20 protein-coding genes and 1 pseudogene are annotated in these 25,150 nt (G+C 43.0%); 6 read left to right on the top strand and 15 right to left on the bottom strand.

What is annotated here, in order from left to right:
- Window positions 1–8 precede the first annotated feature (8 nt).
- The 8 genes from ABRT01_RS13330 to ABRT01_RS13295 form a co-directional block, all read right to left on the bottom strand.
- Window positions 9–518 (bottom strand): YfiT family bacillithiol transferase, encoded by a 510-nt coding sequence (locus ABRT01_RS13330; protein ID WP_367747773.1) that lies wholly within the window; start codon window positions 516–518, stop codon window positions 9–11.
- Window positions 519–604: 86 nt separating this feature from the next.
- Window positions 605–916 carry a DUF3870 domain-containing protein gene (locus ABRT01_RS13325; RefSeq protein ID WP_367747770.1) on the bottom strand — a complete coding sequence of 104 codons (312 nt, stop codon included), beginning with the start codon at window positions 914–916 and terminating at the stop codon, window positions 605–607.
- A 26-nt stretch (window positions 917–942) separates the two neighbouring features.
- Entirely contained in the window at window positions 943–1,719 is a 777-nt protein-coding gene (locus ABRT01_RS13320) for an IclR family transcriptional regulator (protein ID WP_367747767.1), read from the bottom strand.
- A gap of 78 nt (window positions 1,720–1,797) precedes the next feature.
- On the bottom strand, window positions 1,798–2,970 hold the full coding sequence (locus ABRT01_RS13315) for a saccharopine dehydrogenase family protein (RefSeq protein WP_269410124.1): 1,173 nt from the start codon (window positions 2,968–2,970) through the stop codon (window positions 1,798–1,800).
- 337 nt (window positions 2,971–3,307) lie between these two features.
- Window positions 3,308–4,807 (bottom strand): aldehyde dehydrogenase family protein, encoded by a 1,500-nt coding sequence (locus ABRT01_RS13310; protein ID WP_269410125.1) that lies wholly within the window; start codon window positions 4,805–4,807, stop codon window positions 3,308–3,310.
- A gap of 43 nt (window positions 4,808–4,850) precedes the next feature.
- On the bottom strand, window positions 4,851–6,506 hold the full coding sequence (locus ABRT01_RS13305; RefSeq protein WP_367747763.1) for a thiamine pyrophosphate-dependent enzyme: 1,656 nt from the start codon (window positions 6,504–6,506) through the stop codon (window positions 4,851–4,853).
- Entirely contained in the window at window positions 6,503–7,684 is a 1,182-nt protein-coding gene (locus tag ABRT01_RS13300) for an LL-diaminopimelate aminotransferase (protein WP_269410127.1), read from the bottom strand. Before ABRT01_RS13300 ends, ABRT01_RS13305 begins: the two co-directional genes overlap by 4 nt.
- A 118-nt stretch (window positions 7,685–7,802) precedes the next feature.
- Window positions 7,803–9,380, bottom strand: a complete 1,578-nt coding sequence (locus ABRT01_RS13295; protein WP_367747793.1) for a Na+/H+ antiporter NhaC family protein — start codon at window positions 9,378–9,380, stop codon at window positions 7,803–7,805.
- Window positions 9,381–9,557: 177 nt separating this feature from the next.
- Between ABRT01_RS13295 and kynU the strand changes: the two genes are divergently transcribed.
- The 6 genes and pseudogenes from kynU to ABRT01_RS13265 all read left to right on the top strand — a co-directional run bounded on the left by kynU (window position 9,558) and on the right by ABRT01_RS13265 (window position 17,657).
- The gene (gene kynU / locus ABRT01_RS13290) at window positions 9,558–10,826 is read left to right on the top strand and encodes a kynureninase (protein WP_269410128.1); all 1,269 of its coding nucleotides are present in this window, start codon (window positions 9,558–9,560) and stop codon (window positions 10,824–10,826) included.
- The gene (gene kynB, locus ABRT01_RS13285; RefSeq protein WP_269410129.1) at window positions 10,826–11,455 is read left to right on the top strand and encodes an arylformamidase; all 630 of its coding nucleotides are present in this window, start codon (window positions 10,826–10,828) and stop codon (window positions 11,453–11,455) included. Before kynU ends, kynB begins: the two co-directional genes overlap by 1 nt.
- Before the next feature lie 12 nt (window positions 11,456–11,467).
- Complete coding sequence (kynA, locus tag ABRT01_RS13280) at window positions 11,468–12,310, top strand: tryptophan 2,3-dioxygenase (protein ID WP_269410130.1); 843 nt, start codon at window positions 11,468–11,470, stop codon at window positions 12,308–12,310.
- Between the two features lie 889 nt (window positions 12,311–13,199).
- Window positions 13,200–14,542, top strand: a pseudogene (locus tag ABRT01_RS13275) (sodium-dependent transporter).
- 322 nt (window positions 14,543–14,864) lie between these two features.
- Window positions 14,865–16,208, top strand: a complete 1,344-nt coding sequence (locus ABRT01_RS13270) for a sodium-dependent transporter (protein ID WP_269410132.1) — start codon at window positions 14,865–14,867, stop codon at window positions 16,206–16,208.
- Between the two features lie 105 nt (window positions 16,209–16,313).
- Complete coding sequence (locus ABRT01_RS13265; protein WP_269410133.1) at window positions 16,314–17,657, top strand: CoA-disulfide reductase; 1,344 nt, start codon at window positions 16,314–16,316, stop codon at window positions 17,655–17,657.
- Between the two features lie 181 nt (window positions 17,658–17,838).
- On the opposite strand, the gene ABRT01_RS13260 is transcribed toward ABRT01_RS13265, so the two are convergent.
- The 7 genes from ABRT01_RS13260 to ABRT01_RS13230 form a co-directional block, all read right to left on the bottom strand.
- Window positions 17,839–18,510: a hypothetical protein gene (locus ABRT01_RS13260; RefSeq protein WP_367747756.1), complete on the bottom strand. Its 672-nt coding sequence runs from the start codon at window positions 18,508–18,510 to the stop codon at window positions 17,839–17,841.
- 253 nt (window positions 18,511–18,763) lie between these two features.
- Window positions 18,764–19,408: a TerC family protein gene (locus ABRT01_RS13255; RefSeq protein ID WP_269410135.1), complete on the bottom strand. Its 645-nt coding sequence runs from the start codon at window positions 19,406–19,408 to the stop codon at window positions 18,764–18,766.
- Window positions 19,409–19,707: 299 nt separating this feature from the next.
- Window positions 19,708–19,854, bottom strand: a complete 147-nt coding sequence (locus tag ABRT01_RS13250; RefSeq protein WP_367747754.1) for a hypothetical protein — start codon at window positions 19,852–19,854, stop codon at window positions 19,708–19,710.
- Between the two features lie 210 nt (window positions 19,855–20,064).
- On the bottom strand, window positions 20,065–21,117 hold the full coding sequence (locus tag ABRT01_RS13245) for a C45 family autoproteolytic acyltransferase/hydrolase (RefSeq protein WP_367747751.1): 1,053 nt from the start codon (window positions 21,115–21,117) through the stop codon (window positions 20,065–20,067).
- Between the two features lie 247 nt (window positions 21,118–21,364).
- Window positions 21,365–21,844 carry a GNAT family N-acetyltransferase gene (locus ABRT01_RS13240; protein ID WP_367747748.1) on the bottom strand — a complete coding sequence of 160 codons (480 nt, stop codon included), beginning with the start codon at window positions 21,842–21,844 and terminating at the stop codon, window positions 21,365–21,367.
- A gap of 124 nt (window positions 21,845–21,968) precedes the next feature.
- The gene (locus ABRT01_RS13235) at window positions 21,969–23,843 is read right to left on the bottom strand and encodes an ABC-F family ATP-binding cassette domain-containing protein (RefSeq protein WP_269410139.1); all 1,875 of its coding nucleotides are present in this window, start codon (window positions 23,841–23,843) and stop codon (window positions 21,969–21,971) included.
- Window positions 23,844–24,105: 262 nt separating this feature from the next.
- Window positions 24,106–25,150: RNA-guided endonuclease InsQ/TnpB family protein (locus ABRT01_RS13230; protein ID WP_367747744.1), on the bottom strand; the 1,045-nt coding region annotated here is incomplete at its 5' end.

Genomic DNA, 25,150 nt, shown 5'->3' with positions numbered 1-25,150 from the left:
GTCCCTTTCTACTTTGATAACGCGATTTTTATATGGGCTAAGTGGTGTTCTTCATGCCAAGCTAATTTCGCAATTTGTGCAGCGACTGTTATTTCATCACTTTTTTGGAGAGTAAAAGCTCGCTCTAATTGTTTTTCAGTTAAACTATACCCTAAAGATACAATGCGTTCATTTATACCTTCTAGCATTTTAATAGAACTTTCTACATTAAGCTTTGTATCCGGCAGAATCGCCCACTTATCTTGATCAAAAGCTGGTACTGCTGTATTGTCATCTGTCAAAGCCAGCTTCAAACGTTGATACATGTTCAACTGAGAATCTGCAATGTGATGAACAAGTTGACGAACTGTCCAGCTGCCATCACGATATGTTCTGCTTAATTCCTCATCACTTAGTGAATCAACAGTTTCCCTTAATCGAATCGTGTAAGTTTCGATTTCCTTTAGCCATTCTCGAATATTTTCTAATGTTACCATTTCGGGAACTTGTAATTTCCCAATCGGATATCTTACATCCATTTTTAATCCCTTCTTTCCTATTCGTTATTTTTTTCATCATTAATGATTCACCCAAATTAAATAAAACTATCAATCTAATTGCTCTTTTACTCCATGTGATACTGCTCATACTGCTTATACAAATCTTTCAACGCCGATTCCAGTGCGTTCCCTGCCTTACCCAGATAACGTTCGCGTACTTCCTGTAGAGGCTTCTCAATGCCGTCCTGCAAACTATAGCCTCGTAATAACTGTTGTACATATTCCCTGCCATGCAAGGTTGCCAGCGTACAGCCTGCTGTTACAATAACCCCATATTTTTTATCAATTTCTGCTGTAATCGTTAATGTTTCATAAATACTTTTCGCCGCCATTCCGGATGGCAGTCTGGCATGTCCTGCAATAAAAACGGTGTTCATGGCTGTCCATTCCTCTCTTTTGTTTTTCAGCCGACAAAACCCTCACCACGATACCCTAATTGAGTGGAGATTTCCTGCGCCTTATTCTTCGTGCTTGTCTTAATAAACGTTACATTCTCCCCTTCAAAATGGCTTGACAATCCACTTACCGTTAAAGCGGCAACAACTGATCCACTATGGTCATAAATCGGATACGATATCCCGGTCGTGTCAGCGTCTTGTTCTCCTGTACTACAAGCATATCCTTCCTGACGAATTTTTTCCAGTTCACGTATCAGACTTTTTCGATGAACCGGCTGATGATCGCCAAGGAAATATAGCTTGTCTTCTGTTAATATTTTTTCCTGCTGATCTTCTGGTAAAAAAGCAAGTAATAGTTTCGGACCGGATCCGATATATAATGGGGTACTTTTCCCGATTCTTGTGTATAATCTTAAGGCTCTATTGCTTTCTACCTTTTCAATATAGGTAGCTTCTTCCTGTGTCACAATTACTAAATGGATCGCCTCATTTATTTGTTGAGCCAATTTCTCCATATATGGCAGTGCAATCCCGCGCAGTTCCAGCTGGTCGGATACCAGACTTCCCAATTCCAGCAGCTTTAACCCCAATCGATAACGGCTGTCATGTTCGGTTTCTTTTGTTTTATATAAAAAACGGCATGATTCCAGAGCAGATAACAAGCGGTATGCTGTTGGTTTTGGCATATTCGCCTGGTGAGAAATTTCTTTCAATGTCAGTTCCTGCTGGTCTTCAGTAAATAAATCGAGTAATTTTAATGCTTTGATGACGCTCTGATTCATGTAAAAAACTCCTTCGTTCGCTTAAAACGTTATGTACGATAGGATCATCCCTCTACCAAATGAGTAGAGGGATCGCAGTTAACTATTCACGTGTGTCTCTTCTGCTTGGCTGATTTCTTTAATGTTAACACCGCGTTTAGCCATTTCCTGAATGTAAGTTTGCCCATCAACAATTTGTTCCGGCGGATAAACACCCTTTTTGCTGATTGTACCATTTCCAATCATTTGCGCAACAACTGAGATCGTATTCGCGGTCGCCCTGGCCATGGCGGTAACATTTGTCGCACGATCTTTGTAAGTGGTCATTTCATATTGATAAGTAGCCGGCTTTCCATCTTTTTCACCGGAAACGATAATCCGTAATAACACGGCATCATCCTTATCTCCCAAGTCTACAATCGGATCAAGCACTTTTAATAATACTTGACGCGGATTAATTTTTTCTCCATTCACATCCACTTCATAATCCGCTCTGGTTAAATTCAAATCGACCAAAAGCTTAAATTTCTCTGCATGCCCTTTATAGCGAATCGTTTTGTATTCCAATGTTTTTAGTTCTGGATAGGAGATGGATAAAGTCGAAGTACCTCCAGATGTATGGAATGCCTCGAGCGGACCAAATTTTTCAAAATAAACTTCCTCTACTTCTGACAGTGATGGGATTTCCCGTTTGACACCATCACGAATAATCAGCGATGGATCCGTGTAATGGTCAAATACCCCTTCCATTGAAAAAACATGATTATATGCCAATGGAGGTTCCGGGCGTACCGGAATGCCTCCAACATATAACTTGATGGCCTCCAATTTGTCCAATTTGCTGGCTCCATAGCCGGATAAAATATTAATCATCCCGGGAGCTACGCCAAGATCCGGAATCAATGTTACACCGGCAGCTTTGGCTTCATCCTTCAGCGCCAATACTTTATCGGTAATGTGCCCAATATGTCCACCAAGATCAACAGAGTTTACACCAACTTTGATTGCCGTCCGGGCGATGATTTCGTTAAAGGAATAAAACAAGGCATTAATAATCACATCAAATTGCCGCATATAATCGGCCAATTCTTCCTCATCACTGGCATTGACCTGATAAGCAGTTATTTTTGGAGAGTCGAGCGAATCGCAAACCTGTTTCGCCCTGGCAAAATCGATGTCGGCCAAACCAACCGCATCCACACCTTCACTCGTTACTAAATCGCGAGCCGCTTCTTTTCCCATTAAACCAGATCCGAGTACACCTATTTTCATCCAATCACTCCTTATACAAAAATTTACGATGCGACGCCTGAGGAAAAAGGCCAGAGAACCTTCCCCAGCCTCCCTAATGATTTCTATTTATCTTGCAGTTACCAAAACAACCTTGTAAACACATTGAAAATTTGTGTACCGCCTTACCTATCGAAGGATCGTGACGTGCCGCGTACAAAATCGATCAAGTCCGGTGCAAATTCGATCGAGTTAAGCGCAAAATCGATCGTGTCAGCAGCAAATTCGATCGAATGCGGCTCTAACTCGATCGAGTGCACCAGAAAGTCGATCGAATTGTTGGCGGTTGGTGCTTTTTTTACTGCAATTCGTTATCTTTTTAGTTATTATCAATCTGTGCACGTTGGAGTTTGCCACTGTAATCAACATAGACAGCCTTCCATTCGGTGAACACATCAAGTGCGGCTACACCGGAGTCGCGGTGGCCGTTGCCGGTTCCCTTTGTTCCGCCAAATGGCAGGTGAATTTCCGCCCCTGTTGTTCCGGCATTGACATAAACAATTCCGGTATCCAGATCACGCTGGGCTTTGAACACCTGATTCACATCGGCAGTAAAGATCGAACTTGATAAACCATAGGCGACACCATTGTTGACCTCGACCGCTTCCTCGAAACTTTTAACCGGGATTAGCGATACAACCGGACCAAAAATCTCCTCCTGGGCAATCCGCATGTCTGCCGTACAGTCAGTAAACAAAGTTGGCGCGAAATAATTTCCGTTTTTTGGTACACCTTCTTGCTGCACATATCCCCCCGCAAGCAAATTAGCCCCTTCTTCCTTACCAACTTCAATATAATGTTTAATTTTTTCCAGTCCAGCTTGGTTAATGATTGGACCAACCTTATTCGATTCATCTAACCCGTCACCAATGGTTAGGTTCTCCATTTCCGCAAGCAGCCGTTCCTCCAGCCGTTCCTTGACCGCTTCATGGACAATCACCCGGCTGCAGGCAGTACAGCGCTGGCCACTAGTACCAAATGCACTCCATAAAATCCCTTCGACCGCCAAATCAAGATCTGCATCATCCATCACGATGACGGCATTTTTACCGCCCATTTCCATAGAGACTTTCTTCAATTGTTGCCCACATTTGCTGGCGATGTTCCTGCCTGTATCATTGGAGCCGGTGAATGAAATCACCTGAATATCGTCATGTTCGACCATGGCGTCACCAACCGTTGACCCGGTGCCGAATACGACGTTAAGCACTCCTTTTGGCAATCCCGCTTCTTCCAGGATTTTTGCCAGTTCAAAAGCCAGGATTGGAGTTTCCGTTGCTGGTTTCCAAACCACCGCATTTCCAGCAACAATCGCCGGGAAGGATTTCCACGTTGCAATTGCGATCGGGAAGTTCCATGGTGTAATAATCCCCACTACGCCTACAGGGGCACGTACGCTCATAGTAAATTTATCCTTTAATTCCGATGGTGTCGTCTGTCCGAACAAGCGGCGTCCTTCTCCAGCCATGTAAAAGGCCATATCGATACCTTCCTGGACTTCTCCGCGCGCTTCTTCGATGACTTTTCCATTTTCCATTGTCAGTAATTGCGCCAGTCGTTCCTTACGTTCTTTCAACAAACTACCGACCCGAAACAAAACCTCTGCCCGTTCTGGTGCCGGAACCAATGCCCATTTTTTCTGCGCTTTTTTGGCAGCTTTTGCCGCTTGATCGACCCGGGCTGCATTGGATAATGGTACATGAACAACCGTTTCCCCGTTTGCGGGATTGATGACGGGAGCAGTTTGTTCTTCTACCTCCAACCATTCTCCGTCAATAAAATTTTGTAAGCTCTTTACGTTTAATAAAGTTTCTGGCATGTATATGACCTCCTAAAAAGTTATCTATGACGTTATTAAATTGTTAATGATCCCGAAGCCCCTGAATCGTTGCGGAAACCGAAATTTGTTCTGGATCAGTAATAATCTCGATTGCTGTTGGTTTGGTCTGCTTAGCCGCTAATACCTCATCAAAAATGCGGGCAAATTCCTCAGCTGAACGTACACAATAACCGTTCGCCCCAACACTTTTAGCCAAATCAGCAAATGATACTTGCCCTAAATCCGTAGCCATAACCTTTTTCGGATAATGAATTTCCTGGTGCATCCGAATCGTTCCATACATGTTATTATTAAATACCAAACTTATGACAGGAATCTGGTTGCGGACGGCTGTCTCCAGTTCCTGAACCGTCATCATAAAACCGCCATCACCAGATAGGGATACAACTGTTTTTTCCGGAAAAGCCAGTTTTGCCCCGAGTGCTGCCGGCATCCCATACCCCATTGCTCCAGAGGTTGGACCGACATACGTATGTTTTTCGGCAAAAGAATAATAGGTATGGAGCCACCCGGCAAAGTTCCCGGCATCATTCGTCAACAGCGCATCTTTTGGCAGTTTATCGGCCAGTGTTGCGACCACATGCTTATTCAACGGATCGTCTGGCATGACCGTTAAGCCGCTGATTGATTCGTATGCCTGGCGTCGTTCTTTGACCCATTCTTTCCATGGACGGATCCATAATTTCATCTCTTGTAAATGCGCCAGTGCTTCACGAAGATCAGCGACAATCCCGATGACCGGAGCATAGACCTTGCCGATTGATTCATGGTCAATGTCGATATGAATCAACTTTTTACCGGCATCGATAATGCTGTAATCCTGTGTTGTTACCTCCGATAGCCGGGTGCCTAATGCCAGAATCACATCAGCCTCCTTCGCCGTTTGCAAGACTTGTTTATTCGTGCCAAGTCCTAGATGACCGACATATAAAGGATGATCGTTCGGAAATGCGTCTTGTCGGCGAAACGCAGCCATTACCGGAAAATGAAATTTCTCGGCAAACGATTGCAATGCTTCTTCCGCTTGAGATGCCTTCACCCCGCCCCCCGCAATGATTAGCGGATGTCTGGCCTGGGTAAGCAGGTGCTCTACTTCCGCTATTTCCTGTTTGGCCGGGGCAGGTGTTGGTTTCATAAACCGCGACCCAAACTGCATTTCCGCGGTAACTGGCAACACATCCTCGGGTAACGAAATAACGACAGGGCCAGGTCTGCCGGATTGGGCGATGCGAAAAGCCCGTTGCACGAGTTCAGGAATCCGTTCAGCAGCGGTAATTTCTACAGCCCACTTAGCAATATGCTGAAACCACTGATCCAGATCAACTTCCTGAAACCCCTCACGCCCGCGGAATTTGCTGTGTACCTGACCTAGCATAACGACCATTGGGGTGGAATCCTGATAGGCGGTATGCACCCCAATTGACAGGTTTGCCGCACCGACGCCTCTTGTCGCCAGCACTACACCAGGTTTTAATGATGACTTGCCGTACCCTTCTGCCATAAAGGCTGCACCACTTTCATGTCGGGCGGAAACAACCTGGATCGACGTTTCATCATACAATGCATCCAATAGAGGCAAATAGCTTTCTCCAGGTACACAGAACGCCTTTGTGACCCCCTCACGTTTCATACATTCCACGATCGCCTGGGCACCTGTTTGTTTTTTTGTTTTGGTCATGTAGCCGCTTTCCCCTTCCAATTGATTGCTTTGATTCGTTCGACCACCTCATCCAGCCGGGAAGATGTTACGGTCAGGGCAATGCGGAAATATCCTTCCCCTGCTTCGCCAAATGCAGTTCCTGGTGTGACAATCACCCCAGCCTCTTCCAGCAATTTGTTGGCAAACGCCAGCGAGGTAAATCCGGCGGGAACTTTCGCCCACATAAATATCGTTCCCCTCGGTTTTGCCGCCTCGATTCCGGCATCAGTCAGTCCACGGTGGAGCTTTATCATGCGCTTTTGAAAAATCTTTGCATGATCTCTAACCGCTGTGAGATCACTTCGTAATGCGGTAGCTGCGGCTTGCTGAATCGGTAAAAATTGACTGGTGTCAATGTTGCTTTTCAACGTTGAAAGTGCCTGGATCACTGTTTTATTGCCAACGACATATCCAATCCGCCAGCCGGTCATGTTAAAGCTTTTCGATAATGAACCAAATTCCACCGCATAATCTTTGGCATCAGGCACCTGTAGAACGCTTGGCGCCTGATAATCGCCAAACGTGACCAAATCATAGGCAGCATCATGCGCCAACAAGATATGATTTTCCCGGGTAAATGCAACCGCTTTCTCAAATGTGTTTAAAGAAACAGTAGCTGCGGTCGGGTTACTCGGGTAATTCAGCAGCATCAGTTTGGCTTTTTCCCGATCAACAGCAGGGATTTGATCAAGCAGTGGTACATATCCATGATCTGCATCAAGTATCATTGGAACACTTTTTCCGCCGGCAAGGTGCACAGCCGTCTGGTATGCGGGGTATCCCGGATCAGGGACAAGTACCATATCACCTTGATTCAACACCGCTTGCATCAAATTAGCAATTCCTTCTTTGGAACCAATTAAGGCAAGCACCTCTGTTTCCGGATCCAATGTGACACCATAATGGCTTTGATAAAACGCTGCTACAGCTTCCCGGTATTCCCGACAACCACTATATGTGGAATAGCGGTGATTAGCAGGATCTTTCGCAGTCTCCACCAGCTTATCAATAATAAAATCCGGTGTTGGCAAATCAGGGTCTCCAACCCCCAAATCAATCACATCCACCCCGTTTGCTACAAGTTCTTGCTTCTTCTTTTGGAACGCAGCAAATAAATAAGGCGGCAAGCTTGCAACTTTGTCAGCAACGATCGACATATCCACCCTCCATTTCATCAAATGAAACGACATTTCGATCAACTAATATTAGTGTAAATCATCTATTAAAAATTTGCAATAGTTCATCATTCACTGTTAACGTTTCAACAACAAAGCTTTATTGAGCAACCGTCTCGCCTGCATCCCTTGAATTTTTAGTACTTCTGGTTAAGGCCAGGAATAACCCTAAGCAAACAAACACGGCAAGCAGGCCAATCCAGGTATTACCGGTGATGCCTAACACAATGTATCCGATTCCGGCTATTCCTGCAGATAGCAATGCATAGGGAATCTGTGTTGTTACATGGTCAATATGATGACAACTGGAGCCGGTGGATGACAGAATGGTTGTATCGGAAATGGGCGAGCAGTGATCCCCGAAGACCGAACCAGCAAGGACAGCTGCAAACATTGGCAAAATCAATTCAATGTCCGTTGCTGCAGCGATATGACCAGCAATCGGCAGCAAAATACCAAATGCTCCCCATGATGTGCCAGTAGCAAAAGCGATAAACCCGGCAATCACAAACATAATAACTGGCAAAAATGCCGGACTAATATGCGCATTATTAACAACACCAGCCAAATATTCCCCCGTTCCAAGTTCATCGATCAAAAACACAATCGCCCAGGCAAAAATCAAAATCATAAAGCCGGGAATCATTGATTTTGCCCCTTCATAGATACCAATGCCAATGTGCTCTGCTGTTAATTTCCCTTTCGCTATATGCCGAAAAAATAAAATCAACGTAACAGCGATTCCGATTAATCCACCGTATAATAATGATTCTGAGGCATCCGCAGCACCAAAAATATTAATAAACGTCTCTTCCCCTTCCACTGCTCCCCGTCCATTTACATACATGAAGATAACTGTTGCAATGAATAAGGTAGCTATCGGAATGATCAGATCGCGAACTTTCCCCATACTACTTACCGGCAGATGGGAGGTAGTATCAACCCGTTCTTTCTTATCTGGATCAAGAACTTCTCCAGTCCGAATGGCTCGTGTTTCATGCACTTTCATTGGTCCGAACTCCATCCGTGACAAGGCGATGATAAAAACCATTCCCAGCGCCGACCAAACATAATAATTCATGGGAATCACCTGCAAAAACGCACCAAGCGCCGTGTGACCGGTCACACTTTGAGCTGCCAGCACCGTACCTAAAATACCGATAATGTATGCACCCCAGCTGGAGACTGGTGCAACCACACATACCGGTGCAGATGTCGAGTCAACAATATAGGCCAATTTCGCCCGGGATACCCGATGTTTATCAGTAACAGGCTTTGCTACCTGACCAACTGTCAAACTGTTAAAGTAATCATCAATAAAAATAATGATTCCCAAGACCGCCGTCATCATTTGCGCACCGGCTCTTGTCTTAACCCGTTTGATCATCCAATCCCCAAATGCCTTCGTTCCGCCCATCATGCTGACAAGTGCAGTTAAAATTCCCAACAGCAGCACAAACAACAGGAGATAGACATTCCACGTATTCACGCCGCCGTCCTCGACAAATACTCCTTTAAATGCCTCCCAAATCATTCCAAGCGATGCAACAACATGAAAACTTTTGATAAAAAAGGCCGAAGCGATAATTCCAACACCAAGTGATAACAACACCCGCTTCGTCAATAACACCATGACAATGGCTAAAATCGGCGGAATCAACGACCAAGCTGAATTCACCAATGGAAATCCCCCTTATAACAATTGTCTTTTTCCAACAACCGGCGAAAACTCCCCTATTTCACTCCCTTCTGCTGTAAGCGTTTGCATTTATGGCCTGTTTCTATTATTCTATATTTATTGGGGGAATCCCTTTTTAATACAAAAATTTTATTTTACATAGTCGAGGTGTCATACATGATTACACAGAAAAGCTATGCGCAATACCTGGATAGCCAGGATTCACTCAGTCATTTCCGCAATGAATTTTACATTTCCGATGAAAAGATTTATTTGGACGGTAATTCGTTGGGGCTTCTTTCCAGAAGAGCGGAACAAGCAGTAGCAAACATGCTAGATTCATGGAAACAACACGCAATTGATGGCTGGTCAAAAGGGGAACATCCCTGGTTTACTCTCTCGGAAAACTTGGGATCTCAAATGGCTCCGCTTGTTGGCGCAGCACCCGAAGAAGTGATTGTCACCGGGTCAACCACAACCAATCTGCATCAACTTGTGGCCAGTTTCTTTCAACCAGAAGGAAACAAAACAAAAATTCTTGCAGACGACTTAAATTTTCCTTCTGATATCTATGCCTTAACCAGTCAGCTGGCATTACACAGCTATGATTCTGAAAACCTGGTGAAAATTCCGAGTCGTGATGGGCATACACTTGCCACAGAAGACATCGTTGCCCATATGACCGATGATATTGCCTTGATTGTGTTACCTGGAGTGCTTTATCGCAGTGGTCAAATTTTGGATATGGAAACTTTAACAAATGAAGCACATAAACGTGATATATTGATCGGTTTTGATTTATGCCATTCAATCGGTGCGATCCCCCATCAGCTATCGGAATGGGGTGTGGATTTTGCTTTTTGGTGTACGTACAAACATTTAAACGGTGGTCCGGGCAGTGTTGCCGGCTTGTATGTTAATCAACGCCATTTCGGCAACAAACCGGGACTTGCCGGCTGGTTTAGTTCAAATAAAGATGTACAATTTGATATGGAGCATACATTAACCCCTGCCGATGATGCTGGTGCTTACCAAATCGGGACACCGCATATCTTAAGCATGGCACCATTAATTGGGGCATTGGATTTATTTGCCGAAGCAGGCATCACCAGAATTCGTAATAAGTCTCTAAGTTTAACCAATTATCTCATGGAATTAGTCGAAACGGAACTTAACGGGTATGGCTTTACCATTGCTAGTCCGAAAGATGATAGTAATCGCGGTGGCCATGTTTTGCTCGTCCATCCGGAAGCAGCCCGAATTTGCAAGGCACTAAAAGAAGCAGGCGTGATTCCCGATTTCCGCGCACCAAACGGCATTCGTCTGGCACCTGTGGCATTATACAATACCTTTACGGATGTATATAAAACCGTTGAAATTTTAAAGTCAATCATGGCGGAAGAACGTTATAAAAAATATGCAAACAAGCGGGAGGTAATTGCATAATGGCACAATGGATTGATATTTCCCAACCATTAACAAATACAATAGCTCATTGGCCCGGGGATACCCCTTTTTCCTATGAGTTAACCTATACGAAAGAAGAGTCCGGCTCCGCCAACATCGGGCAAATCACCACCAGCCTGCATATGGGCACCCATATTGATGCACCGTTTCATTTTGACAATGATGGTGCAACAGTCGATCAGCTTGACCTGGATATTTATGTTGGAAAAGCAGCCGTTATTGATGTCAGTCATACCGATACGATTACGGTGGACGTATTAAAACAGTTTGAATGGGACACGGATGTTACGCGTGTGTTGTTGAAAACGAGTCTGCCGAATAACCCGGAACGATTCCCGGAAAAACTTCCCGCACTTGATCCCGCAATCAGTCCGTGGCTGCACCGGCAAGGGATCCGATTACTCGGCGTTGATATGCCATCCGTTGACGATCCAGACAGTAAAGAACTGGAAGTCCATCATGCATTACATGATCATGATATTTTTATCTTGGAAAACATCATGCTTGATCAGATAGCGACAGGAAACTATGAATTGATCGCGCTGCCACTGGCTATTCATGGTGCGGATGGCAGTCCGGTCCGTGCGGTGTTGCGTGCCATTGATTAAGGAGGGTGTTTGATGACAAAGTCCGGAGAAACCTTTTCATCGGAAACAGGCATTCATACCGATTTTCGGGAAAAAATGACGTACGGCGATTATTTACAGCTGGATCGATTATTGTCCAGCCAGAAACGATTAACGGAACATCATGATGAAATGCTGTTTATTATTATTCATCATGTCTCTGAATTATGGCTGAAACTGATTATTCACGAAACAAAGGCGGCCATCGCAGCGATTGAAGCGGATGAATTACAGGCTTCCTTCAAAATGCTTGCCCGTGTTTCCAGAGTCCAGACACAAATCATTCAAGCCTGGGATGTGCTGTCCACTTTGACCCCAGCAGAATATATGGAGTTTCGCGATAAATTAGGCAACGCATCCGGATTTCAATCCTATCAATACCGGCTGGTCGAGTTTGTACTTGGTTATAAAACACCATTTATTCTAAAAATCTATCAAAAGGATCCGGAAATTCACGCCACATTACAGGAAGCATATGAAGCGCCGGGACTGTACGATGTAGCCATTCGCGCCCTCGCCCGAAACGGTTTTGCGATCCATGATGCAGTATTAAATCGAGATGTTACAAAGATGTATCAAAAAGATGAATCGGTCAAAAAGGCCTGGTTACAAGTTTATCAGGATGTCGATACCCATTGGGACTTATACCAGCTGGCCGAAAAACTCGTAGATATAGAAGATTCCTTCCAGCAATGGCGCTTCCGTCATATGAAAACAGTCGAACGAATTATCGGGCATAAAAAAGGCACCGGCGGATCATCCGGTGTGGGATATTTGAAAAAAGTATTGGAGCATTATTTCTTTCCGGAGTTGTGGGAGATACGGACGGAGCTTTGAGCATCTTTGATTGTTGATATTGTCCGAACAGAAAGAGTAACTACCTGGCTGCCTGTGAAGCAAACTGGGTAAGTTACTTTTTCATTTGCTGTCTTCTTTATATAAATAAACCTATACATTCAAGTACATGTATTAATTTTTTTCATACCGTAGAACACATAACCGAAGTCATGGGAATGTTCATAATAAAGATTTATTTCTTGTTTAATCATGTTCACTACATCCAAAGCAGCAGGAGTACGATGATACTTGTGTTCCATTTTTTTGAGATTACTATCAAGTGGATTGTAATATTCGCTTGTCCAATCTTCCCTGGGTAAAACAAATGAAAAGAGATAGGCAGATTGATGATTTGGTTCACTTTTTTGGGAATGGTATTGATTTCTGGATATCCTTGCTCCCAAAATTCTTTGCTTTCTTTGGATGGGTTCATATGCAACCAAGAAATTTCACTACAGACTAGATAGCCATCTTGTTTTAAAAAGGTTTTCCACTGTTTGAGGCCTTCTTGAAATCCCGCAATATAAATTGAACCTTCCGCATAAAAAATAACCCCTCGCATGCGTTTGACAGGCGCTGAGGGATTATTTTTTCACTTTGGTTCCCTCGATATTATTTTTAATCTGGCATCGGACGCAATCTGTTTTTTGTATAAATACCACACCACCAGCAATTTTTGGATTAAATCAATTCAATACAAAGTATCCGGTTGTTTAAAATAATCAATGTTAAACAAACCTTCAGAATCAATCAGTTACCGCAAATCAAACAGAGCTTAACCGGCCAGATAAAATTGCCTTGTCGCTAATCGCCTTGTCTTCCTCTTGCACTCTACCAGCACTAATGGTAACTTTTATTAGTAAACTTATCATTTTTTGGAGGCCAATTTATGCAAAACAAAACAGATCAGTGGTCATCGAGAATCGGCTTTATTTTATCATCAGCTGGTGCTGCGATTGGCCTGGGTGCCATTTGGAAATTCCCATATATGACGGGAATGAATGGTGGCGGTGCCTTCTTTCTCTTATTCATCGCATTCACCATTATTATTGGTCTCCCATTATTAATTGCCGAATTCATCATTGGCAGAGGTGCGCAAAAGGAAGCGGTTAGTGCCTATCAAAAGCTTGCCCCCAATAGTATTTTTTCCCATATTGGAAAGTGGGGCGTTGTTAGTTCCTTTATCCTGATGTCGTTTTATAGTGTTGTCGGTGGCTGGGTGCTTGTTTATAGCGTGATGTCCATTCCTGGCATGATTATTACCGATGGAGCGAATTATCAAGAACTGTTTGCCACAATAACTGGAAACCCTGTTATTACCATTATTGCACATGGCATCTTTATCATTTTAAACATTATTGTCGTATCATTCGGCATTCAAAACGGCATTGAAAGAGCAAGTAAGATATTAATGCCATTATTATTTATCTTTTTTATAATCATTGTGTTGCGTGCTGTAACATTTCCTGGTGCATCGGAAGGGTTGGCATTCTTCCTAAAACCGGATTTCTCCAGTCTAAATGCCGAAAGTGTGCTTTATGCGCTTGGGCAGTCATTCTTTTCACTGGCGGTCGGCGTCTCTGTGATGGTGACCTATAGTTCTTACCTGAAAAAGGATATCAGCTTGCCCGTTTCGGCCGGTACTGTATCGATGATGAATATTTTTGTGTCGTTATTGGCAGGTTTGGCGATTTTTCCGATCGTCTTTGCCTTTGGACTGGAACCAACAGAAGGACCGGGATTATTATTCATGGTATTGCCGGAAGCATTTGCACAGATGCCATTCGGTGAGCTATTCTTGTGCTTGTTCCTGTTTCTATTCTTATTTGCCATACTAACATCATCCTTTAGTATGTTGGAAATCATTACATCAGCCTTTACAGCAAATAAAAAGAGATCCCGGGTAAAAGTTGCCTGGATTGCCGGATTTCTTGTATTTCTCGCCGGCATTCCAGCAGCACTGTCATCCAATACAATGGCAAACGTTAAAATATTCGGCTTAACGGCATTTGATGCATCTGATTTTCTTGTTAGTAACATTTTAATGCCACTCGGCTGTTTGTTCATTGCGATTTTTATCACATTTAAATGGATCGAATATTGGTTAGGCAAGAATTTAATTATGGCAAGGAATTTTCATTAGGTCTTTATCAGACATGGTTTCAGATCATGCGCTGGCTCGTTCCGATTACGATTATTATTGTATTTGCCAGCTCGTTGGGGATTATTTAATAGAGCCAACTAAAAACAGGTGTCGCACTGGCATCTGTTTTTAGTTTGTGATATCGACCTGTATTGCGAGATATCAACCGTAACTTCGAAAATATCAACCTATATGGTAAACTATCAACCGTAAACTCCCGGGTATCAACCTGCATGATAAATTATCAACCGTAAACTCGCGAGTATCAACCATTCATTGCAAACTATCAACCGCAAAGCCTCGGATATCAACCTGCATGATATAATTACACCCGCGATTTTCCCTCTTGCACCCACCAACAACTAATGGTAATTTTAATGAATAAACAATTTTATATTTGGAGGCCAACGTATGAAAAACAAAACAGATCAATGGTCGTCTAGGATTGGCTTTATTTTGTCATCGGCTGGAGCAGCAATTGGCCTGGGTGCTATTTGGAAGTTCCCGTACATGACGGGGGTACATGGTGGTGCAGCTTTCTTTCTCTTATTTGTCGCGTTCACTATTATTCTTGGTCTCCCATTACTTATTGCCGAATTTATCATTGGCAGGGGTGCGCAAAAGGAAGCGGTTAGCGCCTACCGGAAGCTTACACCAAATAGCATGTTCGCACATACGGGAAAATTTGGGGTTATTGGTGGATTTGTTCTGATGTCCTTTTATAGTGTTGTTGGTGGCTGGGTCCTCATTTACTGTGTGATGTCCATCCCTGGTATGATTATTACTGATGGAGCGAATTATCAGGAACTGTTCGCCACGATAACCGGGAATCCCGCTATTACTATTATTGGACACGGCATCTTTGTTATTTTAAATATCCTCGTCATCTCGTTTGGTATTAAAAACGGGATTGAAAAAGCAAGTAAAGTATTAATGCCATTATTATTTATCTTTTTTATTATCATTGTGATCCGCGCTGTGACCTTTTCAGGAGCGGTGGAAGGCTTGTCCTTTTTCCTAAAACCTGATTTCTCCAGTCTCAATAAGGAGAGTGTCCTTTACGCGCTTGGACAGTCGTTCTTTTCATTGGCCGTTGGTCTTTCGATGATGATCACGTATAGCTCTTATTTGAAAAAAGATGTTAGTCTGCCTGTTTCTGCGGGTACAGTCGCGATTATGAATATTTTTGTTTCATTACTAGCGGGACTGGCGATCTTTCCAATCGTCTTTGCCACTGGTCTGGAGCCAACAGAAGGTCCGGGATTATTGTTTATGGTATTGCCGGAAGCATTTGCCCAGATGCCGTTTGGGGAAGTCTTTCTATGCCTGTTTCTGTTCCTATTCCTATTTGCCGTTTTGACGTCATCGTTTAGTATGTTGGAGATTATTACATCTGCTTTTACAGCAAACAATAATCGTTCACGGACAAAAGTGGCCTGGATTTCCGGATTTATCGTGTTTATCGCTGGAATCCCTGCAGCATTGTCGTCCAGCACCTTGGCGAATTTTAAAATATTCGGTTTAACCGTATTTGATGCTTCTGATTTTCTTGTAAGCAACATCATGCTGCCGATTGGCTGTTTCTTAATTGCGATTTTTGTAACGTATAAAATGGACAGGGGCTTGGTCAAACAGGAATTTAATTATGGCAAGGAATTGTCCCCAGGTCTTTATCAGGCGTGGTTCCAAATCATGCGCTGGCTTGTACCGATTACGATTATTATTGTGTTTGCGAGCACTCTGGGAATTATCTAATCGACGCAAAACAAAAACAGATGTCGACTCAGCATCTGTTTTTGTTTTGCTTAACTTTCCTCATACCAGGGTATTCTACAAGTAGATCATGCAAAGGAAGTGTATGTGTTGAAACAAAAAATTGTTATAGTTGGTGGAGTTGGCGGCGGGTCAACTGTTGCCTCACAAATTCGCCGACTAAATCAGGAAGCAGAAATTACCCTGTTGGAACAGAATGGACATATCGCGTTTTCCAATTGTGGGATGCCATATTATCTCGGTGGGGTCATTCACGAACGGGACGCAATTTTAACTGATGCTGAAAAGTTTGCCAAAAAATATAAGGTCGATGTACAACTGCATACGATGGTAACCAACATCGACCGGGATAACCAAACCGTTGCCTATCAGCATGAATCTGCTATCGGAGAGGTTTCTTATGATATACTTATTCTTTCCCCAGGAGCCTCTGCTATCGTCCCGCCTATTGATGGAATAAATCGTGACAATACATTTACATTGCGGACAATACCGGATATGGATAGGATAAACGCTTATATTCAGCAACAGAATCCGCAAACCTGTGTGATCGTCGGCGGCGGTTTTGTCGGGTTGGAAATGGTTGAAAACTTAACAGCACGCGGGATCGACTGTACGATTGTTGACCGGTCAAACCATCTATTACATATTCTGGATGAGGATATGGCGGGTTTGGTGCATCGCCACGTCCGCGAACACGGGATTGAACTAAAACTAAAACAATCCGCTGAATCTTTTACAAGTGATGGAAAAACATTACATTTGGACAATGGCGATACGTTAAGTACGGACATGACACTGCTCTCCGTAGGGATTAAACCGAATATCGAGCTGGCTGAAAATGCTGGACTGGAACTTGGTGAAACAGGGGCCATTGCAGTGAATGACGTGATGCAAACATCGGATCCAAAAATTTATGCACTCGGTGATGTCGTCGAGACACGGGATTTTCTAACCAAACAGCCGCGTAATGTAGCACTTGCTTCCCCGGCGCATCGGCAGGCATTTATTATCGCCAATCATCTCTATGGTCAAAAAGTCCCCTATCAAGGAACAGTCGGCTCCGCCATTCTGAGGGTATTTGATTTAACGGTTGGCAGTACCGGTAATACGAGTGAAAGTTTGCAGGATGCGGGGATTGCTTTTCAAACCGTCACCCAGGGTGCACTGTCAAACGCCGGTTATTTTCCTGGTGCGGAGAAAATATCGCTAAAAATTCTGTTTGACCCCGAAAATGGTCAATTATTAGGTGGTCAGGTTATCGGCAAGAAAGGGGTCGACAAACGCTTGGCAGTAATGGCAACCGCAATCAACGGCAGGCTTACCGTTGCTGATTTAACTGAATTGGAGCTAGCCTATGCACCACCTTATGCGTCACCGAAAGATCCAATTAATACGGTTGGTTATAAGGCATTGGCGCAGATGGAATGATTTATGATGGTTCAACGTGATAATAATTTTATATTGTCGCTTATGGTGGTGGCCATATAAATAATTTCACATAAAATATGGAGCATTCCACCCCATAGTTGGTTTCATGTTTCGTAACAACTCCATAAAAAAACAAAAGCCCCCAATTCGTGGGAGCTTTCGTTTTTTTAAGAATCGCCAATTATAAATCTTCTTCAACCCGATAAATCAACTTATAGCGATCTTCGTCAATCAGATCACCGGCAAGCAGATGTGCACCATGCCCAAAAATCACTTCATTATCAGTCATGGCAACAATCATTGCTTTCATACCAGTTTCTATATCTAAGTAAATATCACCAACCACCGGCTTCAATGGAATATCGTCTGCCTGTAACAATGCCGGGGACTCATCCGCTTTTAATTGATCTTCGGAAACCAGATTAAGGTCATAGTACGCAATATCCTGACTGCCTTCTAATTTCCCCTGCACCAATGTCACATACTCACTATGTTTGACACCATTATCCCTTGTTGTCACCACATTACCGTCCTCGATCGTATCCACTTTTTCAATTGCATTCAGGGAGTAGTGATCGAGAAAGTCAGGAGCAGGCTTCGTAATAAGTATATAATCTCCTTTTTCCGGCATTTTGGCTTTATCAATCGTATAACGATGACCATAGAAAATAAATGAATCCATATGTTTCGGTCGGTAAAGATGAATCTGGTTGGCACTGGTCAAGATTTGCTGCATATCCTTTAACCGATATAAGTGGACAGATTTCTTAAACATCGGTTTGACTGAATAAACCTTGTGCAATTCATTTTTGTAGAAAACAAATTGTCCCTTTCTTACCTGAAAAAGCTTCAATTCTGCAACCTCCCAAATAATAGTATAAAGTCCATAATCGTTAGTTTGGATGAATGAAGTAGATGAATCCCGGGTTTACTTTATCCGTTCATTCATAAATTACTTTCCCTTCCTATCAGCCTTGTTAAACTTAATATATGTTATTTTACGGAAAGTAAACGTATTGTACCATGTTTTTATTAGCTTAACCATAGAAAAAATATAAATAAGAACAAGGCTCCCGAATTTTACGAAGGAAGCCTTCCGTGACAACTTATGATTTTCTCCTTTGATTATGTATGAACCCCGATAATAATACGGCAAGCGTCAAAATCACCATGATGGCATACGTGAATGGCCCGTGTTCCAAATGAAGGGCATCCACCACCAGATCGTCCTCTGTAATCATCTCCCCAGCTGTCCACGCGAGAATTGCCGTACCAACGTAGGCAATCCACTTGAATCGCTCCATGACACGTACAATGATTTTGGAGCCGAAAATCATGATTGGAATACTGACTGCAACGCCAAGGGCAAGCAAGCCAAGGTGTCCCCGCGCAGCACCGGCAATTGCCACCACATTATCAAGACTCATGATCGCATCGGCAACAATAATGGTCAACACTGCTTTTCCCAAACTGTTTGCCGATGCAACATTCGTTTTTTCGTCATCATCGGCAATAACATTATAGGCAATCCACAAAAGCAACAGTCCACCAATAAAATGGACAAGTGGGACTTGCAATAAATAGACAATCACAACCGCAAACACAATCCGTAGTACGACTGCCCCAACAGTCCCCATAATAATGGCTTTGTTTTGCTTATCTTTTGGCAATCTCCTGGTGGCCATGGCAATGACGATTGCGTTATCTCCTGAAAGTATGATATCAATTGCGATAATTTTTAATAGGATCATGATCGATTCCGAGGTAATTTCCAGACCAAACAAAGTTTTGAAGCCACCCTTCTGTGCACGCTCTTTATTAGAGGATGTTCAAAAAGTCCGGTAAAAATGACATGCCCCTGCAAAAGAGGTATGCCGACGCCTGAGCGCAAAGCCCGTTTTTAGTCGGCCTTCCTTTGAAGAAGCTCGTTGGCTTGCTTTTCCGCTCCTCATGTACCTTTTATGTACACTCCGGTGCTCAAAGCTACGCCGCCTAGAACTTCTCGGTCCTTTTTATCCTCCTTTTTGAACACGCACTATTATACTATTTTTTATTGGCATATAAAAGAAGTATATCGAAAAGCTTGATCCCCATTCCTATCAACTATCCCTTCCTTCATTCGCTGTGGCTGCCTGGTTCGGGAATTAATCGCAATAATTCCGACTGCAACCAATGCCGACGCGCCGATGATAGACACAGTCAGATGCTCCCCAAGAATAAAGAATGCTGACAAAATCGTGCCAGACACCGAGGTGACAAATTTATAAATGCTAATCTTCCCTGCTTTATTAGATTGTGAATGACCCCACCTTACCATCTTGTCCAGCTGTCCCAAGCCCTTTACGCAACATATTCAGACTTGCATTGTGGTCGCGATCCATGTTTGTCCGCCCCTGCTTTTCATTGATTAACGGACAGCCTTATCCATATGCACAAATGGCAAGTCCGTATCAACTTCACCTAATACACGTTTCGTCATAAAATCGTCCCCCTTGAGCCATGTTGCAAAATCAAATACTACCGGCTCCCGGTCACCACCTAAAGCAAACCATACTTTTTGTTCTGCAGGTAAATAGCCGGACGTATGAATCGTACCTGACCAATTTTTATACTGATCGGAAAACACACCTTTGTCTGTATCATTCAGCATACGAAACGCTTGATAGGCGTCGGTTATCTCCTGTCCTTGCGATTGCATAGCCTCCAGGCGTTGATATGAATCCGTTAAATGACGGCGGTTTTCATCCTTTAACAGTTCAAAATGGTTGGTACATACATTTGACTGGCGCACCTCAACACTTCTTGGCGTTGCCTCCACAATATACGTTTCCCCGCTTTTATCCAACACGGTATAACTAAACGAATGACGGTGGGGAATTTCCTTTAGCATTGTAACTGCATCATCCACCGTTGCACAGCTTTCCAGTATGATCCGGCCAATCATATTGCAAATAAATCCGTCTCCAGGCTTTTTACGATGCATAAAATTGTAACCCATAGCAAGCCCTTTTTCATTCATCCCATCCATTCGACCGGTAATTCGCTGGGACGGACCAATAACCGCATATCCCTGATCAGCTGGTTGGAATACCATAAACCGCCCTTCATAGGTTTTTGGATGGTAATCATAATTGCGAATCAAGAAATCTTTTCCGGTAAAAATCGAACAGCCACTGCGCACATATTCCAATCGGTAGCCGCCAAATTCCTGAAGCGTGTCCTTGAGATCCCATTCCAATGCATCACGGAGTCCAAGCAGTTCATCCCAAATACCGGGAGCAAATGCTTGTATTGCCTCCTTTGTTTCCCCAATATCAATCGTGAACCGCGGCCGTCTAATCTTCCACTGTCGCTCACGATTTTTTATCGTTAACGAATCCTTTAGTAAAGTTCCTTGTTTATAACCAAACCCATAATGTGTACCGCGAAATTGAATAATATCACTAAAAATCTTCTTCACCCTTACACCCCATTTCATCACTACACCAGTTTACAAGAAACCAGGAGAAAATGAAACCAGACAGACCCCGCGTCCCACTTTGAACGGAATAAATAATACAAACGCTTAGAAATCTATGGTATCCAGACCTAAATCAATTCATAAAAATAAAGGATGCTACATATCATGCATGACCATATGTAACACCCTTTAAACAGACGCCGTACAAAGACATAACTGTAATCGTTATTCATTGCAAATTATTCCTTTACGATAATTCTTTTATATACCAAGCATCCATAGCATTATGCTCTGAACCGTCCAGTGGTCTTTCAAGTTGTTGGAAACCTAATTTAATGTAAAGGAGATTAGCTACTTTAAGCTTTTTCAATGTTTCTAAGTAACAGCATGTATAGTGTTCCTTGGCGAAATCGAGTGCTACTTTCATCAGCTCCCTCGACAGCCCCATACCCTGGGCTTCAGGTTTAATGTATAGTTTTTGCAGCTCGCAAATCCCCGTCTTAAGTCCAAATGGTGTAATTCCCCCCCCACCTACTACTTCATCTTGATTATTCACCACAACCCAATACTTTGCATTTGATTGTTGCTTGTAAAATTGAGCTAGACAGCCTAGTTGAGGGTCAAAATAGGCTGTTCCTGGAATATTTAACTGAAATGATTCCAATGAACGTTTAATAATTTGCTCCATTGTTTCATTGTCTTTTTCTTCAATTTCACGAATCTGCATTATTCATCCCCCGGATAGTAATAATTTAATTATTAGGCCCTGTCCAACCTCGGTAGATTCTCCTTTTTGAACACGCACTATTAGTCATACCGTTCGCACCAATTTAAAAGGGGGTCGTTTGCATCTACTCCACCAACTCAGACAATTCCGCCCAGCGGTCCATTTTTGCTGCTAGTTGTTCTTCAGTCTGCTGTTGCTCCTCATATAATTCTTGCACCTGCTCGAGGTCGCTTCCAGCCACAGCAATTTGTTTTTCTAAATCCGCCAGTCTTGCTTCCAATGCAGCAATTTCATCCTCGATTCCTTCCCATTCGCGCTTTTCCATATAGGACAATTTTTTCTTCTTGGTCGCTGGTTTTTTCTCTTTTTTCTCTGTAACTGACTCCTTGGAATTCCCCTGATTTGCCTGTTCAGCCGCTTGCTCCAAGTATTCGGTATAGTTACCATTGTAGCGGGCAACCACTCCATTACTGCTGAATACCAATAAATGATCGACCACCCGATCCAGGAAGTAGCGATCGTGAGAAACAGTAATAACAACGCCAGGAAATTGTTCCAAATAGTCTTCCAGTACACTTAATGTTTGGGTATCCAAATCGTTCGTCGGTTCATCCAACAATAATACGTTTGGTTCGGTCATTAATACTTTTAATAAATACAGCCGCCGTTTTTCCCCGCCTGACAGTCTGCCAATATAGGTCCATTGCTCACTTCGGGAAAACAAAAATCGTTCCAGCATTTGCTCGGCGGTAATGACATCTCCATCTTTGGTATGAACTACTTCTGCAACTTCTTTGATGTAGTCAATCATCCGCATCCCATCATCAAGCTCTTCGTCGCCCTGTGTATAATAGCCCAGATTGACCGTTTCACCAATTTCGATGATTCCTTCATCAGGAGCAATCCGTTCGGCCATGATATTCAGCAGTGTTGATTTTCCAGAGCCATTAGGGCCAATAATCCCCAGCCGCTCTCCAGGCACAACAAGGTAATTAAAATCAGATAACACTGTTTTACCATCATAAGACTTGCCGATATGCTCGAGTTCCATGACTTTTTTGCCCAACCTGGTTGAACCCGCTTGGAAAGAGACATCTTGTTTAGTCGTATCAAAGGTCTTTTCCTTCATTTCCTCGACACGATCAATCCGGGCTTTTTGCTTGGTCGAACGAGCTTTGGCTCCGCGTTTTAGCCAGGCAATTTCTCTTCGGAGTGTATTCTGATGTTTTTGTTCCAGACTGTGTTCCAATGCTTCCCGTTCTGCTTTCTTTTCCAAAAATAATTCATAGTTACCGGCATACGTGTACAAATTACCTTTATTCAATTCAAAAATACGATTCGTTACCCGGTTCAGAAAATAACGGTCGTGCGTAACAAGCAATAATGCACCTTGATAACTCGCTAAAAACTTCTCCAGCCATTCAACCGTTTCATTGTCCAAATGGTTGGTCGGCTCATCCAGAATTAATAGATCTGCCGGCTGAATCAGCGCCTTGGCAATTGCGACCCGCTTTTTTTGTCCACCGGAAAGTTCACCGATATATTGATCAAATGCCGTAATCCCCAATTTGGTTAACACCGTTTCCGCCAGGGTATTGGCCTCCCAAGCGTCGAACTGATCCATTTGCTGTTGCATGGTTAATAGATTTTCCTGTGCCTTCACATTTTCCGGATCTTTTTCCAACTGCTGTAATGCTCGCTCATATCCGCGCATCACCTGCATCACTTGGGAGTCGCCGAAATAAATTTGTTCCAGCACCGTTAAATTTGGATCCAATTCCGGTTCTTGGGCCAAATATTCAATTTGATAGTCTTTCCCATGATGAATGGTTCCTTCTTCAGCTGATTCAATTCCGGCAATGACTTTTAGAAAACTGGATTTGCCTGTACCATTGACACCAATTAAACCGATGCGATCCTGATCCGCTATCGAGCAGGACACATGATTAAATAATATTTTCTCACCAAATGATTTATATAAATTTTCAATTGTAAGCATTGATTTTCACCCTAACTGCAAGCTGGCATAGTCACACTTTTTATTCTATCATAAAGTGAAATTTCATTCAGTGGGGGGTTCCTTTCCGTTTCTCCCAACTGATCTGAAGGAACACAGTCCGTCAATGCGTGATAAAAACGAAGATACAGTTAGCCTGCATCCGCACTCCTTTGTCTATTTAAACCTAACCGAAATTAAGCCTAAAATTAATCAAAGACCTCTTCTCTGTTACCAAGAAGAATGTTTGTTTCACCCCTCGGATTTACTTCCCGAGGCCAGCAGATGGGGTCAAACCACAAGCAATCTTTGCCTGTTTAAAATCCCACCACACTGTATACATAGGGGATTCCACACCTATGTAGCCTGCGCGAGGCAATCGCTTTTTAGCTTTCTTTCCGATATTAACTGCACTGTTGATATCTCTAGAAAGCGTTGTACCGCAGTTTACACATGTAAAGTTGCGAATGGATGGATCTTTTTTCTCTTTATTACCGCAGACACAACAGGTTTTGGTTGTGTCACGTTCATCAATCTTTTGATAATGCTTGCCACTTTTCGCTTGCACCCAATTTAATATACGGCGAAACTGTCCAACTGGAGTTTGATTTAACATGGCCCTTCTCATCGTCCCGTACTTTGTCACATCGGGAGTCGGAGTATAATCACCAATGTAAATGGCGTCGTAACGCTTGGAAAAATAATGCGCATAGCTAAATAACAACGTCTTCATTTGTTCTCGACGTTTTAATTGCGCCTTTTCCAAAGCATGATTGAGTCTCTTCCAACGTTTGCTTGGCTCAAAATAGGTGACGTTTGGGGTGCATACCAGCTTATTAAATTTTTCACATTTGTCCCGTTTTGATTTGATTTCATCGATTCGTTTATCCCAATACTTCAACAGTGCATTCATCGATTTCAATTCATATGATTTTCCATCACTGCCTAATCCCACCGCCAGATTCTTATGGTTGGGATCAAATACAATAAACGATTGTTCCTCCACCTTGGGGATTTCCTTGGCCTCTTCTATTGTAAAAATGGCATAATACGAATCCAGATCCTTTGTGATGCGAAGGGTTTTGATTCTCTCCGTTTCGCTTAGTTCTACCGCTTCCACAAGTCCAACTTTGATTTTGATGGTCTTCTTAGCCTTTTTATCTTTTTTCTTTAATTCCTTGTATTCTTCATCTGTTAACTTGCCAAAACTTAAGGAAAGCAGATTGGTATCCAATAATTTAAAGCCTTTTTTTGGTTCATCATAATATAGCGAAAACCACTTCTTTTTCCATGAACGATATTTTGGTTTC

Source organism: Lentibacillus sp. L22, from assembly GCF_040812445.1.
In the GTDB taxonomy this organism is placed as follows: domain Bacteria; phylum Bacillota; class Bacilli; order Bacillales; family Amphibacillaceae; genus Lentibacillus_C; species Lentibacillus_C daqui.
This window is presented reverse-complemented; position numbering and strand designations above follow the sequence as displayed.